Genomic DNA, 15038 nt, shown 5'->3' on the forward strand with positions numbered 1-15038 from the left:
GTGACGCACTCGCGCCGGGAGACGCCCAGGGTTCAGGTCCGGGCCCGGGAGACCGCTGCTCGGGCGCCGGACTCCTCGGCGGCCGGTGGGGACCCGGGCGCGCCCCGCCGGCCTGGTGGAACCGGCCGAGGAGCCGACCGCGGAGCTGACTGCGGAGCCGGCCGCGGAGCCGGCCGCGGAGCCCGGCGCGGAGCGCCCCCGTGCTCCCGAAGCGGCCCGGGGCCACCGCGCCTGACGTCGGCTCAGCCCGGGTCGGTACCCTGTCCAGCCGTAGATCGACTTCCAGTCACAGGGGGACGGACAGGATGAGCAGTCACGAGCCGGGCCAGAGCTGGCCGCCGCATCCGGGACACGCGCCGGGACAGCATCCGGACGGGCCGGCGTACGGCGTCGTCTACGCGGCCCCGCCGACCCGCCCGCCGTCGCACCGGGGCGCCTGGATCGGCGCGGGCGCGACGCTGGTGGCGGCGGTGATCGGCGTCGTCGGCACGTATCTGGTGAACACGGACGGGGACGACGACCCGAAGGCCGGCCCGGCCCCCGTGACGAGCGCGCCGACGGAGCCGCCGGCCGAGCCCTCGGCGCAGACGCAGTCGCCGAGCCAGGAGGCGGCACCGGAGACCACGACGGAGGCCACGGACGCCGCGTCGACCCCGTCCGCCCCCGCCACGCCCTCGGGCCCGGCGCCCGACACCGTCCACTGGCAGGGCACCCTCGTCATCACGTACGTGGAGGACAAGGACCTCGACGCGGCGCCGCCCGTGCAGTCCGAGATCAACAGCGACAACGACTTCGCCGTCTACCCGTTCGGCGACCACATGCTGCGCCCCGACAACGGCGCCAAGGCCCTCGTGTGGAAGGGCGCGGCGAAGGCGCCCACCTACGCGGACTGCGCGGGCGTCGTCCCGACCCAGGCCACCTCGAACGACATCGAGATCAAGACGGGCCTGACGGTCTGCGGACGCACCGGCGAGGGCCGGCTCGTCCGGATGACCGTCAAGGAGATGGGCGGCCAGGCCAGCGACACGAACGCCACCTTCGACGTCGTCGTCTGGGCGGGCGAACCGGCCTGACCCGCCTCAGAGTTCCTTGCCGTACCAGATCTCCATGTACGGCCCCGAGCAGTACGCCGGGATCTCCCCGTACCCGTGCCGCACGTACAGCGCCCGCGCCTCGACCAGGTCGAGGCGGGTGTTGAGGACCACCCGGCGGGCGCCGAGCGCGCGGGCGGCCTCCTCCAGGCCGCCCATGAGCAGGTCGGCGCCGCCCAGGCCGCGGAAGGCGGGGCGGACGTACACCCGGGTCAGCTCGGCCCGGCCGGCGTCGAGGAGGACCAGGCCGCCGCACGCGGCGGCCTTCCCGTCGTACCGCCCGACCAGGAACTGCCCGGCGGGCGGGGCGAGGAGGTCGAGCCCGTCGTCGATCATGTCGTCGTCGTACTCGTCCTCGGTCAGCACCCGCCCGAAGTACCGCCCGGCGACATCGCCGTAGTAGTCGCGACGCAGGGCGGTGGCGTCCGGGGTGTCGACGCGCTCGGAGGAGAAGGTCCAGGTCATGCGGGCCATTCTGCGACCCGCACGACCACGGCCGCCGCCGGTTTTCGCCCCCCGCCCCCGCTCCCGCCTTGCGGCCCCGCTCCCGCCTTCCGCCCCGGTCCCTACTTCGGCGACGCCTGCTGCACGACCTCGAAGGACCACAGCGTCGACCCGGAGGCGGCCGGCTTCGGGCGCTCGGCGCCGCCCTCGCCGCCGGCGGTGCCCTGGTGGGCCGCCTTCATGGAACCGTTCATCCAGTTCTGGAAGTCCTCCTCGCTGCGCCAGCGGGTGTACACCAAGTACTGGTCGGTGCCCTCCAGCGGCCGCAGCAGCTCGAACCACTCGAACCCGTCGGAGCCCTCCACGGCGCCGGCCCGCGAGGCGAACCGCTGCTCCAGGACGTCGCGCTGCTCGGCGGGCACGGTCAGGACGTTGATCTTCACGATGCTCATGAAAGGCAGGATATGACCGGGAACGGCGCGGCCGTGCGGGCGGGGGCGGTACGGGAGTTGGCCGGGTGGCTGCTGCCGGGGGACGCGGCGCGGGATTTCGTCGGGTCGCCGGCCGGGTTGTGGGTGGCGCTCGGCGCCGTGGCGGCGGGGGCGCGGGGGCGGGCCGCCGAGGAGCTGCGGGCGGTGCTCGGGGTGGCCGGGGAGGAGGCGGGCCCCGCCGTCACCGGGGTGACGGCGGCGTTCGCGCGGACCTCGGGCGTCTTCGCCGGGGTCGCGGTGCGGAGCCGGGTGCCGGTGCGCGCGGCGTACCGCAACGGGCTGCCGGACGTCGGGTTCGGGGAGCTGGGCGGGGACGCGCGGGCGGAGCTGGACGGCTGGGTGGCCGAGGTCAGCGGGGGACGGATGGACGGGTTGCCCGACGCGCTGGACGGGGGCGCCGACCTGGTCCTGGTCGGCGTGATGGCCCTGGGGGCGGTGTGGCGGGAGGCGTTCGACGCGAGCCGGACCCGGCCCGCGCCGTTCACCGGGGCGGACGGGAGCGTGACGGAGGTGCCGACCATGCACCGGCGCGTTCCCGCCCGGTCGGCGTGGCGGGTCGGGCACGGGCATGGGAACGGGAACGGGGACGGGGTCGTCGTGGAGCTGCCGTGCGCGGGGGAGCGGGCGCCGCGGGTGCGGTTCGTGCTCGGCCCCGTGGGCGCCGGGCCGGACACGGTGGTGCCGCTCGCCTGGGCGGACGGCGGGCCGGAGCCGGTACGGGAGGGGCGGTGGGGGCCGGTACGGGGCGGGCGGCGGGAGCCGGTGGGGGCCGGGGGCGTCGAGCTGGCGCTGCCCCGGTTCGAGCTGCGGGGCCGGATCGACGCGCTGGCCTGGCTGGAGTCGGTGGGGGTGACGGCCCCGGCGCGGCCCGGTGCCGACTTCTCCGGGCTCTCGCCCGCGCCGCTGTACGTCTCCAAGGCGCTCCAGGAGGCCGTGCTGGAGGTCGGCGAGACGGGGGTGGAGGCGGCGGCCGTCACCCAGGTGGAGATGACGCGGAGCGCGGCCCGGCCGCTGCCCGTCGAGCGGATCGCCTTCGACCGGCCCTTCGGGGTGGTCGTCCTCGACGCCGACGGGCGGCTGCCGTTGTTCGTGGGATGGCGGGCCGGGGGATCCCCGGTCAGGCCGTGACGCGGGCGGTCAGGCCGTGACGCGGGCGATGAGGAGCCCGTCGTGGCCCTTCGTGCCGACCGTCTGGAGGGCGGTCGCGTCGAGGCGCGGCTCGTTCGCCACGAGCTCGAACATGGCGCGGGTGCCGGTGATCGCCGGGTCCGACGGGTCCGGGACGGCGACGCGCCCGGCGCGGACGACGTTGTCGACGACGATCAGGGTGCCGGGGCGGGAGAGCTTCAGGGCCCAGGTCACGTAGTGCGGGTTGTTGGCCTTGTCCGCGTCGACGAAGACCAGGTCGAAGGGGCCCGCGGCCTCCTTCTCCAGGAGGGGGAGGGTGTCCAGGGCCGCGCCCGTGCGGACCTCGACGCGGTCGGCGAGCCCGGCGCGGGCGAGGTTGGCGCGGGCCACCTCGGCGTGCCGGGGGTCGTACTCCAGGCTGATCAGGCGCCCGTCGGCGGGCAGCGCGCGGGCCAGCCAGATGGTGCTGTAGCCGCCGAGCGTGCCGATCTCCAGGATGCGGCGGGCACCCTGGACCCGGGCGAGGAGGTTCAGGAACTTGCCCTGGTTGGGGGCGACGGCGATCTCGGGGAGACCGGCCGCCGCGCTGTCGGCCAGCGCGGCGGTCAGGGCCTCGTCGGCGGGGACCAGCAGGTCGGTGACGTACGCGTCGACGTCGTGCCACTGAGGGTTCGTCATGCCGCCGACGGTACCCGGCGGCGGCGGTTCGCCCGCGCCGTCAGGAGGACGGTCAGGCCGGCGATCACCGCCGCGCCCGCGCCCGCCGTCAGCATCCAGGCCGGGACACCGGCGAACGTCAGCAGCCGCTCCCGGTAGACCACCTGGCGGTACGGCGTGTCGGCGACCGTCCGCAGGACGTGGTCGTCGTCGATGCGGGAGGGCTCGGGGAAGCGCTGCCGGAGGACGGTGAGGTGGACGGGGTCGCCGCCGGCGAGGGCGGCGACGGGGCCGTCGGGCCGGTCGATCCGCCCGGAGAAGGTGACCTCGGGGGCCTCGCCGCCGATCGGCGAGCGGGGCTCCATGCGGTGGGCGGCGAAGATCGACAGGCCGAGCGTCTGGCGGGTCTCGGCGAGGCGCGAGAGCCGCATGGGGTAGACGAGTTCGGGGGAGGCGAAGGTGATGCGGAGCGGGGTCAGCTCGCCGTACAGGGGCACGTCCTTGTGCTCCGGGACGAGGCGGATGGCGACGTACTCCCACTTCCGGTCGACGTAGGGCCGGAGTTCGGGGGTGAGCCGCTCGGGGAGTTCGAAGCCGTTGGCGTGGAGCCAGTCGCCGAGGGCGTCCGGGTCGGTGGCGGTGAGCCGGGCCACGTCGAAGGGGCCGAGCCGCTCGCGGCCGACGACGCCGACGCCGCCGCCGGGGGCCGCGCCGGCCGAGGCGCCGTCGCCGTGGCCGGAGTCGAAGGGCCAGTCGTCCTCGCGGGGCCAGAAGTAGGAACGTTCCCGCTCCTCGGGCGCGGCGAGCTCCTCGATCGCGTCGAAGAGCCCGGGGTCGCCGAGGGTGACGTCCGCCCGGCTCGGCACCGGCATGATCCAGGCGGCCTGCTTGGCGTTGCCGCGGACGCGGAAGCGCATGACGATGGTCTCGGTCCGGCCGTCCCAGTGGACGGCGGACTGCTCCTGGTCGACGCCGATGCGCTCCGCGGGGCGCGTGATCATCGCGCCGCAGCCGCACGCCCAGGCGGGCGCGACGAGCGAGCCGAGCTGGAGCGCGAGCAGCGCGAGCAGCGTCGTCAGGATTCTGGTCGTGGTGGTGGTGTGTGTCCCCCGCATGTCCGCTCGGACGTGCGGGGGAGGATCCCGGTTCCCGCTCCGGTGCTCAGTGGGCGGTGCGGACGCGCAGTTCCTTCACGCCGTTGAGCCAGGCGGCGCGCAGCCGGCGGGGTTCCGCCGCGAGGGTGAGGTCGGGCAGGACGTCGGCGATCGCGTCGAAGATCAGCTCGATCTCCTTCACGGCGAGGGACTTGCCGAGGCAGAAGTGGGGCCCGCCGCCGCCGAAGCCCAGGTGGGGGTTGGGGTCGCGGGTGATGTCGAAGGCGCCCGGGTCCTCGAACACCTCGGGGTCGTGGTTGGCGGAGGAGTAGAAGAGGCCGATCCGGTCGCCCTTCTTGATCTTCTGGCCGCCGAGTTCGGTGTCCTGGGTGGCGGTGCGCTGGAAGGAGACGACCGGGGTGGCCCAGCGGACGATCTCCTCGGCGGTCGTCGCGGGGCGCTCCCGCTTGTAGAGCTCCCACTGGTCGGGGTGGGTGAGGAAGGCGTGCATGCCGTGGCTGATCGCGTTGCGGGTGGTTTCGTTCCCGGCGACGGCGAGCAGCAGTACGAAGAACCCGAACTCGTCGGAGGAGAGGTTCCCTTGGTCCTCGGCGGCGACCAGCTGCGAGACGATGTCGGCGGCGGGGCACTCCTTGCGCGCGACGGCCATGTTCATCGCGTACCCGATGAGTTCCATGGCGGCCTCGACACCGACCTCCTCGGTGATGGCGTACTCGGGATCGTCGTACGCCACCATCTTGTTGGACCAGTCGAAGATGCGGGAGCGGTCTCCCTGGGGGACGCCGATGAGTTCGGCGATGGCCTGGAGCGGCAGCTCGACGGCGACCTTGGTGACGAAGTCGAAGGTGCCGTCGGGGTCTTCGGCGGCCGCGGCCCGCGCCTCCTCGGCGATCGCGCGGGCGCGGGTGCGCAGGGCGGTCTCCAGGCCGCGGATGGCGCGGGGGGTGAAGCCGCGCTGGACGATCTGGCGGACCCGGGTGTGCTCGGGCGGGTCCATGTTGAGCATGATCAGCTTCTGGACGTCGATCTGTTCGCGTCCGATGTGCTCGTTGAAGCGGATCACCGCGGTGTTCTCCTGGGAGGAGAACAACTCGGGGTGCGTGGAGACGTACTTGACGTCCGCGTGGCGGGTGACGGCCCAGTACCCCTCGTCGTCGAAGCCGGTGATGCCGCGCGGCTGGGGGCACCACCAGACCGGTGCGGTGCGCCGCAGCTCCGCGAACTCGGGGAGCGGGACGCGGCTGCGCAGCAGGTCGGGGTCGGTGGCGTCGAATCCTTCGGGGAGGTGGGGGCAGGTCGGCATCGGCAGCACGCTCCATATCTGATGGACCATCAGAAGTTGCCCGGAAAGTTAGTAACGAGTTCTACAAGTGGCAAGAGGCGCGGACGGAATACGCCTCCGGGTGCGACCCGGCGCACCCGCGGACGCGGACCGCGCCCGCCCCTCCGGAAGTCCTGAAGCCGTCCCCGTCGCCGAACTCCTCCCTTCCGGACCCTTGCGTACCGGCGGTAGCAGTCATAAGACTTCACTCAGAACTAGAACGCGTACTAGTTCTCCCGTGACGCCGACAGGACGGGGTGCCGGGACACCCCGCCCGGTCGAGGAGAGGACGAGCCCATGGCCGCGGAACCCGTGATCGTCGAAGCCGTACGCACCCCCATCGGCAAGCGCGGAGGCGCGCTCGCCAACCTCCACCCCGCCTATCTCCTGGGCGAGACCTACCGCGAACTCCTCGGCCGCACCGGCATCCCCGCCGACTGCGTCGAGCAGATCGTCGGCGGCACCGTCACCCACGCCGGCGAGCAGTCCATGAACCCCGCCCGCACCGCCTGGCTCACCATGGGACTGCCGTACGAGACCGGCGCCACGACCGTCGACGCGCAGTGCGGCTCCTCGCAGCAGGCCGGCCACATGGTCGCGAACATGATCGCGGCCGGGGTCATCGACGTCGGCATCTCCTGCGGGGTCGAGGCCATGTCCCGCGTGCCGCTCGGCTCCGGCTCCAAGCACGGGCCCGGCAAGCCCTTCCCCGACGAGTGGAACGTCGACCTGCCCAACCAGTTCGAGGCCGCCGAGCGCATCGCCCGGCGCCGCGGCCTCACCCGCGAGCGCGTCGACTCCCTCGGCGTCATCTCCCAGGAGCGGGCCGCCGTCGCCTGGTCCGAGGAACGCTTCAAGCGCGAGACCTTCGCCGTCCAGGTCCCGACCACCGAAGCCGAACAGCACGCGGGCCAGGGCATGTGGCGACTGGTCGACCACGACGAGGGGCTGCGCGACACCAGCATGGAGGGCCTGGCCCGGCTCAAGCCGGTCATGCCCACCGCGATCCACACCGCCGGGAACTCCTCCCAGATCTCCGACGGCTCCTCCGCCGTGATGTGGGCCTCCAAGCGGATGGCCCGCGCGCTCAAGCTGCGGCCCCGCGCCCGGATCGTCGCCCAGGCGCTCGTCGGTGCCGACCCCCACTACCACCTCGACGGACCCATCGACGCGACCCGCGCGGTCCTAGGCAAGGCCGGCATGTCCCTCCGGGACATCGACCTGGTCGAGATCAACGAGGCCTTCGCCTCGGTGGTGCTCAGCTGGGCCCAGGAGTTCGAGAAGGACCTCGACGGCCTGGAGAAGGTCAACGTCAACGGCGGCGCGATCGCCCTCGGCCACCCGGTCGGCGCGACCGGCGCCCGCCTCGTCACCACCGCGCTGCACGAGCTGGAGCGGTCCGACAAGGAGTTCGCGCTGATCACCATGTGTGCGGGCGGCGCGCAGGCCACGGGAACGATCATCCAGCGGCTGTAGCGGGGCCGCGCGGCCTCACGAGACCTGGCAGGGGTGCCCGGGAAACCGCGGGGCCCCGTCCCTCCGGAGTGGGAGGGACGGGGCCCCGCGCCCGCGCCCGGAAGACGCAAGCCGGAAGCCGGAAGACGGAAGACGGAAGACGCAAGCCGGAAGCCGGAAGCCGGAAGCCGGAACGCTCGACGCCGGACGCGGAACTCGGGACCGGGGTCCCCGCGTCCCCCCAGGGAGACCGATCACCAGGGGGAACGCATGAGGACACGCAGGGTCCGGACGACGGTGGTGGCAGTGGCGCTGGCCGTGGCCGGCTGCGCGCCGGCGGCGGGGTGCGCGCAGGAGGCCGAGCCCGTGGGGCGTACGGAACGGCAGACCGTCGACGCGTACGTACGGGCGCTGAACGGCAGGGACGCGGCCGCGCTCGCCGAGCTGGGGCCGTCGGGGTACGTGGAGGTCGAGGCCGACGCGCGCGAGATCGTCGCCGCCGACGGGGGCAAGGGGATCACGGTCGCGGACGTCGAGGTGTCGCACGAGTTCGGCGACGACCTGGCGAGCGCGCGGGTCACCGGGAAGGGGCGGGACGGCCGGCCCTTCGCCACGTACGTGTCGATGTTCCGCCACGACGGCGACTGGGTCGTGCTCCTCGGGCGCGCGCCCGGGGCGGCTGCGGGGAAGGACGGCGCGAGCCCGGCGGCCACCGAGCCGCCGAAGTAGCGGAAACGCCGCAGGCCCCGCCCCTCCGAGAGGAGGGCGGGGCCTTGCGGTGTGCGCGGGGCGGCGTGGTGACTCTTAGTACCAGCCGTTGGCCTGCCAGAACGCCCAGGCGGCGTTCGGGGAGCCGTAGCGCTCGTTCATGTAGTTCAGGCCCCACTTGATCTGGGTGGCCGGGTTGGTCTTCCAGTCGGAACCGGCCGAGGCCATCTTCGAGCCGGGCAGGGCCTGGACCAGGCCGTAGGCGCCGGAGGAGGAGTTGGTGGCCTTGAAGTTCCAGCCGGACTCGTGCGAGACGATCTTGCTGAAGGCGGAGTACTGCGAGGCGGGGACGATGTCGCGGGCGAGCTCCTGCGGGCTGGCGGCCGAGGCCGTGCCCGTCGTGCCGAGCACCGCACCCGAGGCGCCGAGCAGCACGGCTGCGGTGGCGGCGAAGGACTTCTTGCGGGCAGCGGCGCGAGTGGTGATCGAGCGGAACAAAACGTCTACCTAACGTCGGGGACTGTGGCTGTGCCGGGCGTCACGGCCGTTTCCGGCCGCTTCAGGCATGCCGGAACCAGAGCCCGGGGGACCCGGGGACTGGGGGGAACCGGCCTGCCGCGGTGCCTCGCTCTCGCTGAGCGTTTCGCTTGCGCTGAGCCGAGTACCTGCTGCCTGGCGACGTCCACTACAGAAACAAATCCCCGGGGGTCGGCGCAACGCCCCCCAGTACGAGGAAGGTTCGGACTCCGGCGGGCGGGACCCCGCTCGGGGGGTGGGGTGTTTTCGCAGGTCAAAGGCGCTAACGGGCGTTTTGTGCGCCTCGTCCGGTTCTACTATGCCCGGTCGTACGTGACGTGGGTCCTATGAGGCGCCTCACCCGCAGGCCCCTTCTCCGGCCCCTCGAATGTGACCTGGGCCTCGAAGTTCGCCCGCCGGGTGGCCCTGCGCAGCGCCCGCAGCAGCGGTCCGCCGACCGTGAGCGTCAGGACCACGGTGAGCGCGGCCCGGCCCAGGTCCCAGCCGAGGGAGGTGGCCAGCACGTACGCGAGGAAGCGGACCAGGTTCTCGGCCGCCGGGGCCCCCGGGACGAAGGAGATCCCCTGACCGAGGCCGCCGACGGTCACCCAGCCGTACAGATTGGTGACCGTGCCGTACGCGAACGCCGCCACGAAGCCGTACGCGGCCAGCATCAGCCGCTCCCGCCGGCCCCGGACGCCCGCGGGCAGCAGGCCCGCGCCCATCGCGAACCAGCCCATCGCCAGCATCTGCGTCGGCATCCACGGCCCGACGCCGCCCGTGAGCAGCGCCGAGGCGAACATCGTCACCGCGCCCAGGACGAAGCCGAAGCCCGGGCCGAGGACGCGGCCGCTCAGCACCATCAGGAAGAACATCGGCTCCAGGCCGGCCGTGCCCGCGCCCAGCGGGCGCAGCGCCGCCCCCACGGCGGCGAGCACCCCCAGCATCGCGACCGCCTTCGCGTCCATCCCGCAGTCCGCGATCGTCGCCACGACGACGGCGATGAGGAGGGGGAGGATCAGCGCGAAGAGCCACGGCGCGTCGGCGGCGTGGTCGGTGACGGCGGAGCCGGCGTCCGCGAAGAGCGGCCAGCCGATGCCCGCCAGACCGACGAGGGAGACGAGGACGAGGGCGGCGACGGAGCGCGGCCCGAGGCGGATCGGATGCGTCCTCACGGGCGGAGCGCCTCCTCCACCTGCTCGACCGTGAGCCACGGCTCCGGGGCCAGGATCTTCGCGACCTGCGGGGCGAAGGCGGGGGACGAGACGACGACCTCGGCCGTCGGGCCGTCCGCGACGACCTCGCCGCCGGCGACGATCACCACCCGGTCCGCCAGCTCCGCCGCGAGCTCCACGTCGTGCGTGGCGAGGACGATCGCGTGCCCGTCGGCGGCGAGCGCCCGCAGCCGGGTCACGAGCCGGGCCTTCGCGGCGTAGTCCAGACCGCGGGTCGGTTCGTCGAGCAGCACCAGCGGAGGTGCGGCCGTCAGCACCACGGCGAGCGCGAGTGCGAGCCGCTGCCCCTCGGACAGGTCGCGCGGGTGGGCCGCGTCCGCCACCCCCGGTACGAGCTCCGCCACGAGCGCCCGGCAGGTCCCGGGCGGCGCGGCCGCGTCCGCGTCGGCGGCCGCGCACTCGTCGCCGACGGTCTCCGCGTACAGCAGGTCCCTCGGCTCCTGCGGGACCAGGCCCACCTGCCGGATGAGGGTGCGGGGCTCGGTCGTGTGCGGGACGAGCCCGGAGACGCGGACGGTGCCGGAGGTGGGGGCGATCATGCCGACGAGCGTGGAGAGGAGGGTGGACTTTCCGGCTCCGTTGCGGCCCATGAGCGCGACGGTCTCGCCGCGGGCGACGCGCAGGTCGACCCTTCGCAGGGCCTCGACGCGGCCGCGGCGGACCGCGAGGCGGTCGACGTCCACGAGTGCCTGCGGCGCGGCGGAGGGCACGGGGGCGGGCACGCTCCGCCGCCGGAACAGAAACCTCCCCCCACCCCGCCCCTTCCCGAAACCAGGGGCTCCGCCCCCGGACCCCCGCGCCTCGAACGCCGGCGGGACTGGATTCGGGGGCTCAGTCCCGGTTTCAGCCCGTCCGGCGTTCGAGGACACGGCCGAAGGCCGTACGGGGTCCGGGGCGGAGCCACGGTTCCGGGAAGGGGCGGGGTGGGGGAGAAGCCCCGCAGGGTCACGGCCCGCCGCACGCTTCTCCGCCCGCTCCTCCCGCCGCTCGCCCAGCCGCGCCTTCAGCTCGTCCGACCTGCGGCGCGCGTCCCGCACCGTCAGCGGCAGCGGGTTCCACCCGGCGAGGCGGCCGAGGGCGACCACGGGGGGGTGGACGGGGGAGACGGCCATGATCTCCGCCGGGGTGCCGAGTACGGCCTCCGGCAGGAGGAGGACGCGGTCGGCGTACTGGACGACCCGCTCCAGGCGGTGCTCCGCCATGAGGACGGTCGTGCCGAGGTCGTGGACGAGCCGCTGGAGGACCGCGAGGACGTCCTCCGCCGCCGAGGGGTCGAGCGCGGACGTCGGCTCGTCGAGCACGAGGACCTTGGGGTGCGTGGTCAGGACGGACCCGATGGCGACCCGCTGCTGCTGGCCGCCGGAGAGCGTGGCGATGGGCCGGTCGCGGAGGTCCGCGAGGCCCAGCAGGTCCAGGGTCTCCTCGACGCGCCGCCGCATCACGGCGGGGGCGAGGCCCAGGGACTCCATGCCGTAGGCGAGCTCGTCCTCCACGGTGTCGGTGACGAAGTGGGCGAGCGGGTCCTGCCCGACGGTCCCGACGAGGTCGGCCAGCTCGCGCGGGTGGTGGGTCCGGGTGTCCCGGCCGTCCACCGTCACCCGGCCCCGCAGCGTCCCGCCGGTGAAGTGGGGGACGAGCCCGGACACCGCGCCGAGCAGCGTCGACTTGCCGACCCCCGAGGGCCCGACGAGCAGCACCAGCTCCCCCTCCGGCACCACGAGGTCGACGTCCCGCAGGGTGGGCCCGGCGGCGTCCTCGTACGTCACCGAGACGTTCTCGAAACGGATCACGCGGACGGCTCCTCGCGGACGGCGGTACGGGCGGGCGGTACGGGGGCGATGACGGCGGGCAGCAGGCCGGGCAGGACCGACAGGGCGGGCCAGAGCGGCAGCTCGGGGGCGATCAGGGGGACGACCCCGGGGTGGAGGGCGTCCGGCGCGTACGCGTTCGCGTGGATCATCAGGGCCGCCACCGCGATGCCGGACGCGGCGACCAGCCAGGAGCGGGGGCCGAAGCGGTCGGGGCGGTAGCGGGTGCGCAGGGTGCGCCGGCCGCCGAGGCGCAGCCCCGCGACGGCCGCGGCGAGGCCGACGGCGAGCAGCGGGAGCCCGTATCCGGCGCCCTGCGCGGCCAGCAGGCCGTACGAGCCGGCGCAGACGCCGAGCAGACCGCCGAGCGTGAGCACGTTCGTGGTGCGGCGGACGCCCGGCGGGACCTGGGCGGTGCGCCCGTATCCGCGCGCGTCCATCGACGCGGCCACGGCGACCGACCGTTCGAGCGCGCCCTCCAGGACCGGCAGGCCGATCTGGAGGACCGCCCGCACCCCGCCCGTGGGCCGGCCGCGCAGCCGTCGCGCGGTGCGCAGCCGGACCACGTCGGCGACCAGGTTCGGCGCGAAGGTCATCGCCACGACGACCGCGACCCCGGCCTCGTACAGCGCCCCCGGCAGCGACTTGAGCAGCCGCGCCGGGTTGGCGAGCGCGTTCGCCGCGCCCACGCAGATCAGCAGGGCGGCCAGTTTGAGGCCGTCGTAGAGGGCGAAGACGAGTTGTTCGGCGGTGACCCGGCCGCCGACGCGGATGCCCTGCGCCCAGTCGGGGAGGGGCAGCTCGGGGAGGGTGAACAGTTCGTGCTCACCGGGGATGGGGGAGCCCAGGACCAGCGAGAAGACGATCCGCAGGGCGACGACGAACAGGCCGAGCTTCACGAAGGCGCCGTACGAGCGGGCCCACGGCGCGTCCGTCCGGCGCGCCGCCACCACGTATCCGGCGACCGCGACGATCAGCCCGAGCAGCAGCGGGTTCGTCGTCCGGGAGGCGGCGACGGCGAGGCCGAGGGCCCACAGCCACCAGGCGCCGGGGTGCAGCACGTTGCCCCGGTCCGCCACGGGCGCCAGGAGGCGCCCCGGCGGGCCGGGGGTGACGGACGTGGCCCGGGTCATGCGCGGCGGCGGGACTTCCAGACGGCCGCGCCGCCGAGCGCGAGGACGGCTCCGCCGCCGACGAGGAGGCCGAGGGACGGGCCGTCCCCGCCGTCGTTCTTCTCTGCGGCGGTGGCGGTGGCGGCGGTGGCCGATCCGGTCGGAGGGGCCGCGGAGGCGACCGCCTCGCCGCAGCCCTTCTCCGGGTAGCCGGCGATGCCGCACAGCATCGCGGAGCTGTCGTAGCGGAGCGGTTTGGCGACGGCGGCGAGGGCGTCCGCGGCCGTGCCCTTCCCGTCGATCCGGGCGCAGCCGGTCGTCGGGGCGGCCTTCGGCGGGGTCTCGCCTGCGGGGGCGTCCTTCGGGGTGCCGAAGTCGACGACGACCGCGACCCGCTTGGTGCCGGGCGTCTGCTCGACGTCGGCGCAGACCGCGGCGAAGTCGGGCGCGGCGGTCGGCTTCGCCGCGTCGGCGGAATCCTCGCTGAGCGCGAAGCGGAAGCCGATGGCGGCGCCGTCGGCGGGCCGGGCGGTGGCCGGGCCCTCGGTGGCGTACGTCCACTTCCCGGCGTCGGACTCCCAGAACGACCAGTACCGGTAGCCGGCCGCCTGCGCCGGGGCCGCCGCGCCGAGGGCGAGCAGCAGCCCGGCGGCGGCGCACGCCGCCGCGCCGGTGGTCTTCCTCCGGAGGGTCACTTCTTGCGGCCGCTCAGGAGGAAGCCGATGCCGACGCCGGCGACCATGCCGATGCCGATGATCCACCAGACGTCGAAGCCGAGGAACGAGTCCTCGTCCTCGTCCTCGGTGGAGGCGGCGGAGGTGTCGGGGGTCTTCGGGGCGGGGCCGGTCGCGTTGAGCGCCTCGACCAGGTCGACCTTGCCGAACTCGCGGGGGTCGGCCTCCATCGCCCGCGCGGCGAGGATCAGCTGCGCGTAGGCGGCGGGGCCGGACTGCTTCGCCCAGGGGGCGGCGTTCTGCTCCAGCCACTGGAGCGCGGGCTCGGCGAGGCGGGCGGTGCCGGCGGCGGCGAGGGCGACGACGGCGTCGGCGGTGTTGCCGAAGTCCGGCTTCGGCTCGGTCTCGGTGGCGCCGGGCAGCGGCGGGGTGGTCAGGTGGCCGGTCTGCACGAGCGACTTGGCGAGGTAGGAGGCGCCGTTGAGGGCGGCGCGCTCGACGGTCGGCTCGGAGAGGTCGACGCAGGTCGGGGCCTGCGGCGGGGTGGCCTTGACGGCGGTGATGCCCTTGCCGAGGCCGGCGAGGGTGGCGGCGGCGGTCGCGTCCGCGTTGGCGGCGAGCGCGCCCTCCTTGTCGGGCTGGTACGCGAAGGCGCCCGGCCCCTCCTCTTCGGAGCAGGGCAGCGCGAGCGCGAGCAGCGCGTCGTAGGGGGTGCGGCCCTCGGCGGAGGTGTACGAGCCGGGCTTGACGCCCGAGGCGGCGAGCGCGCTGACGACGATCGAGGTGGAGTTGGCGTCGCTGGGGCCGCCGGGGGTGTAGCTCCAGCCGCCGTCCTTGTTCTGCACGCCGCGCAGCCAGCCGTAGCCGGACTTGACCGCGGTGTCGATCTTCGTCGGGTCGGCGGCCTCGCGGCGGACCGCGCCGAGCGCCTGGAGGGCGACGGCGGTGGCGTTGGAGTCCCGCATCGTCTTGTCGTCGCAGGGCTTGGTGGTGTCCGCGCGGTACGAGGCGAAGGAGCCGTCCGCGCACTGCTGGCCGAGCAGCCAGTCGACGGCCTGGTCGGCGGGCTGGTAGCCGGTGGCGCGCTGGGCGAGGAAGGCGAGCGACTGCCGCCAGACGCCGTCGTACGTCGGGTCGCTCGTGCCGTACAGGCCGGGCGGGAGCGCGGCGGCGGAGGCGCTGGGAGAGGGCGCGGCGGAGGCCGTGCCGGTCGCGGCGGTGCTGAGCACGGCTGCCGCTGCGGTGAGCGCGGCGGCGGCGCGACGGACGCTGATCATGGTTGC

Annotated in this window: 15 protein-coding genes; 4 read left to right on the forward strand and 11 right to left on the reverse strand. The window is 74.5% G+C overall.

All coding sequences use genetic code 11. The features are described from left to right. Positions 1 to 305 precede the first annotated feature (305 nt). Positions 306 to 1073 (forward strand): hypothetical protein, encoded by a 768-nt coding sequence (locus tag AB0E19_RS30090; RefSeq protein ID WP_362185345.1) that lies wholly within the window; start codon positions 306 to 308, stop codon positions 1071 to 1073. 6 nt (positions 1074 to 1079) lie between these two features. Here AB0E19_RS30090 and AB0E19_RS30095 read toward each other — a convergent pair whose 3' ends face one another. Beyond that, positions 1080 to 1565 carry a GNAT family N-acetyltransferase gene (locus tag AB0E19_RS30095; protein WP_362185346.1) on the reverse strand — a complete coding sequence of 162 codons (486 nt, stop codon included), beginning with the start codon at positions 1563 to 1565 and terminating at the stop codon, positions 1080 to 1082. 92 nt (positions 1566 to 1657) lie between these two features. Continuing rightward, a complete protein-coding gene (locus tag AB0E19_RS30100; RefSeq protein ID WP_362185347.1) occupies positions 1658 to 1987 on the reverse strand; it encodes an antibiotic biosynthesis monooxygenase in 330 nt (109 codons plus the stop codon). Between the two features lie 12 nt (positions 1988 to 1999). Here AB0E19_RS30100 and AB0E19_RS30105 point away from each other — a divergent pair, with 12 nt between their 5' ends. Then, positions 2000 to 3154 (forward strand): serpin family protein, encoded by a 1155-nt coding sequence (locus AB0E19_RS30105; RefSeq protein WP_362185348.1) that lies wholly within the window; start codon positions 2000 to 2002, stop codon positions 3152 to 3154. Positions 3155 to 3163: 9 nt separating this feature from the next. Here AB0E19_RS30105 and AB0E19_RS30110 read toward each other — a convergent pair whose 3' ends face one another. From AB0E19_RS30110 to AB0E19_RS30120, 3 genes are read right to left on the reverse strand one after another with little or no spacing between them, the layout of a single operon-like run. Further along, the gene (locus AB0E19_RS30110; RefSeq protein WP_362185349.1) at positions 3164 to 3832 is read right to left on the reverse strand and encodes an O-methyltransferase; all 669 of its coding nucleotides are present in this window, start codon (positions 3830 to 3832) and stop codon (positions 3164 to 3166) included. Then, positions 3829 to 4926, reverse strand: a complete 1098-nt coding sequence (locus AB0E19_RS30115; protein WP_362185350.1) for a DUF2330 domain-containing protein — start codon at positions 4924 to 4926, stop codon at positions 3829 to 3831. Before AB0E19_RS30115 ends, AB0E19_RS30110 begins: the two co-directional genes overlap by 4 nt. A 46-nt stretch (positions 4927 to 4972) precedes the next feature. After that, positions 4973 to 6229, reverse strand: a complete 1257-nt coding sequence (locus AB0E19_RS30120) for a cytochrome P450 (RefSeq protein WP_362185351.1) — start codon at positions 6227 to 6229, stop codon at positions 4973 to 4975. 315 nt (positions 6230 to 6544) lie between these two features. On the opposite strand from AB0E19_RS30120, the gene AB0E19_RS30125 reads away from it, so the two are divergent. Both AB0E19_RS30125 and AB0E19_RS30130 read left to right on the forward strand, forming a co-directional pair. Further along, positions 6545 to 7723, forward strand: a complete 1179-nt coding sequence (locus AB0E19_RS30125; protein WP_362185352.1) for a steroid 3-ketoacyl-CoA thiolase — start codon at positions 6545 to 6547, stop codon at positions 7721 to 7723. Positions 7724 to 7972: 249 nt separating this feature from the next. Continuing rightward, entirely contained in the window at positions 7973 to 8431 is a 459-nt protein-coding gene (locus tag AB0E19_RS30130) for a hypothetical protein (RefSeq protein WP_362185353.1), read from the forward strand. A 75-nt stretch (positions 8432 to 8506) separates the two neighbouring features. Here AB0E19_RS30130 and AB0E19_RS30135 read toward each other — a convergent pair whose 3' ends face one another. The 6 genes from AB0E19_RS30135 to AB0E19_RS30160 all read right to left on the reverse strand — a co-directional run bounded on the left by AB0E19_RS30135 (position 8507) and on the right by AB0E19_RS30160 (position 15029). Continuing rightward, positions 8507 to 8908 carry a transglycosylase SLT domain-containing protein gene (locus tag AB0E19_RS30135; RefSeq protein ID WP_362185354.1) on the reverse strand — a complete coding sequence of 134 codons (402 nt, stop codon included), beginning with the start codon at positions 8906 to 8908 and terminating at the stop codon, positions 8507 to 8509. Positions 8909 to 9243: 335 nt separating this feature from the next. Continuing rightward, a complete protein-coding gene (locus AB0E19_RS30140; RefSeq protein ID WP_362185355.1) occupies positions 9244 to 10101 on the reverse strand; it encodes an ECF transporter S component in 858 nt (285 codons plus the stop codon). Next, positions 10098 to 11951 (reverse strand): ATP-binding cassette domain-containing protein, encoded by a 1854-nt coding sequence (locus tag AB0E19_RS30145; RefSeq protein ID WP_362185356.1) that lies wholly within the window; start codon positions 11949 to 11951, stop codon positions 10098 to 10100. Before AB0E19_RS30145 ends, AB0E19_RS30140 begins: the two co-directional genes overlap by 4 nt. Continuing rightward, positions 11948 to 13102: an energy-coupling factor transporter transmembrane protein EcfT gene (locus AB0E19_RS30150; RefSeq protein ID WP_362185357.1), complete on the reverse strand. Its 1155-nt coding sequence runs from the start codon at positions 13100 to 13102 to the stop codon at positions 11948 to 11950. Before AB0E19_RS30150 ends, AB0E19_RS30145 begins: the two co-directional genes overlap by 4 nt. Beyond that, complete coding sequence (locus tag AB0E19_RS30155; protein WP_362185358.1) at positions 13099 to 13776, reverse strand: SCO2322 family protein; 678 nt, start codon at positions 13774 to 13776, stop codon at positions 13099 to 13101. The genes AB0E19_RS30150 and AB0E19_RS30155 overlap by 4 nt, the downstream gene beginning before the upstream one ends. After that, the gene (locus tag AB0E19_RS30160; protein ID WP_362185452.1) at positions 13773 to 15029 is read right to left on the reverse strand and encodes a prenyltransferase/squalene oxidase repeat-containing protein; all 1257 of its coding nucleotides are present in this window, start codon (positions 15027 to 15029) and stop codon (positions 13773 to 13775) included. Before AB0E19_RS30160 ends, AB0E19_RS30155 begins: the two co-directional genes overlap by 4 nt. Positions 15030 to 15038: the final 9 nt, after the last annotated feature.

Origin of the sequence: Streptomyces sp. NPDC047974, assembly GCF_040653375.1 — a bacterium.
In the GTDB taxonomy this organism is placed as follows: Bacteria; Actinomycetota; Actinomycetes; order Streptomycetales; family Streptomycetaceae; genus Streptomyces.

Coding starts and splice junctions, on each gene's coding strand:
- AB0E19_RS30105 (WP_362185348.1), top strand. CDS start 2,000: ATGACCGGGAACGGCGCGGCCGTGCGGGCGGGGGCGGTACGGGAGTTG.
- AB0E19_RS30115 (WP_362185350.1), bottom strand. CDS start 4,926: ATGCGGGGGACACACACCACCACCACGACCAGAATCCTGACGACGCTG.
- AB0E19_RS30150 (WP_362185357.1), bottom strand. CDS start 13,102: ATGACCCGGGCCACGTCCGTCACCCCCGGCCCGCCGGGGCGCCTCCTG.
- AB0E19_RS30110 (WP_362185349.1), bottom strand. CDS start 3,832: ATGACGAACCCTCAGTGGCACGACGTCGACGCGTACGTCACCGACCTG.
- AB0E19_RS30120 (WP_362185351.1), bottom strand. CDS start 6,229: ATGCCGACCTGCCCCCACCTCCCCGAAGGATTCGACGCCACCGACCCC.
- AB0E19_RS30100 (WP_362185347.1), bottom strand. CDS start 1,987: ATGAGCATCGTGAAGATCAACGTCCTGACCGTGCCCGCCGAGCAGCGC.
- AB0E19_RS30130 (WP_362185353.1), top strand. CDS start 7,973: ATGAGGACACGCAGGGTCCGGACGACGGTGGTGGCAGTGGCGCTGGCC.
- AB0E19_RS30095 (WP_362185346.1), bottom strand. CDS start 1,565: ATGGCCCGCATGACCTGGACCTTCTCCTCCGAGCGCGTCGACACCCCG.
- AB0E19_RS30090 (WP_362185345.1), top strand. CDS start 306: ATGAGCAGTCACGAGCCGGGCCAGAGCTGGCCGCCGCATCCGGGACAC.
- AB0E19_RS30125 (WP_362185352.1), top strand. CDS start 6,545: ATGGCCGCGGAACCCGTGATCGTCGAAGCCGTACGCACCCCCATCGGC.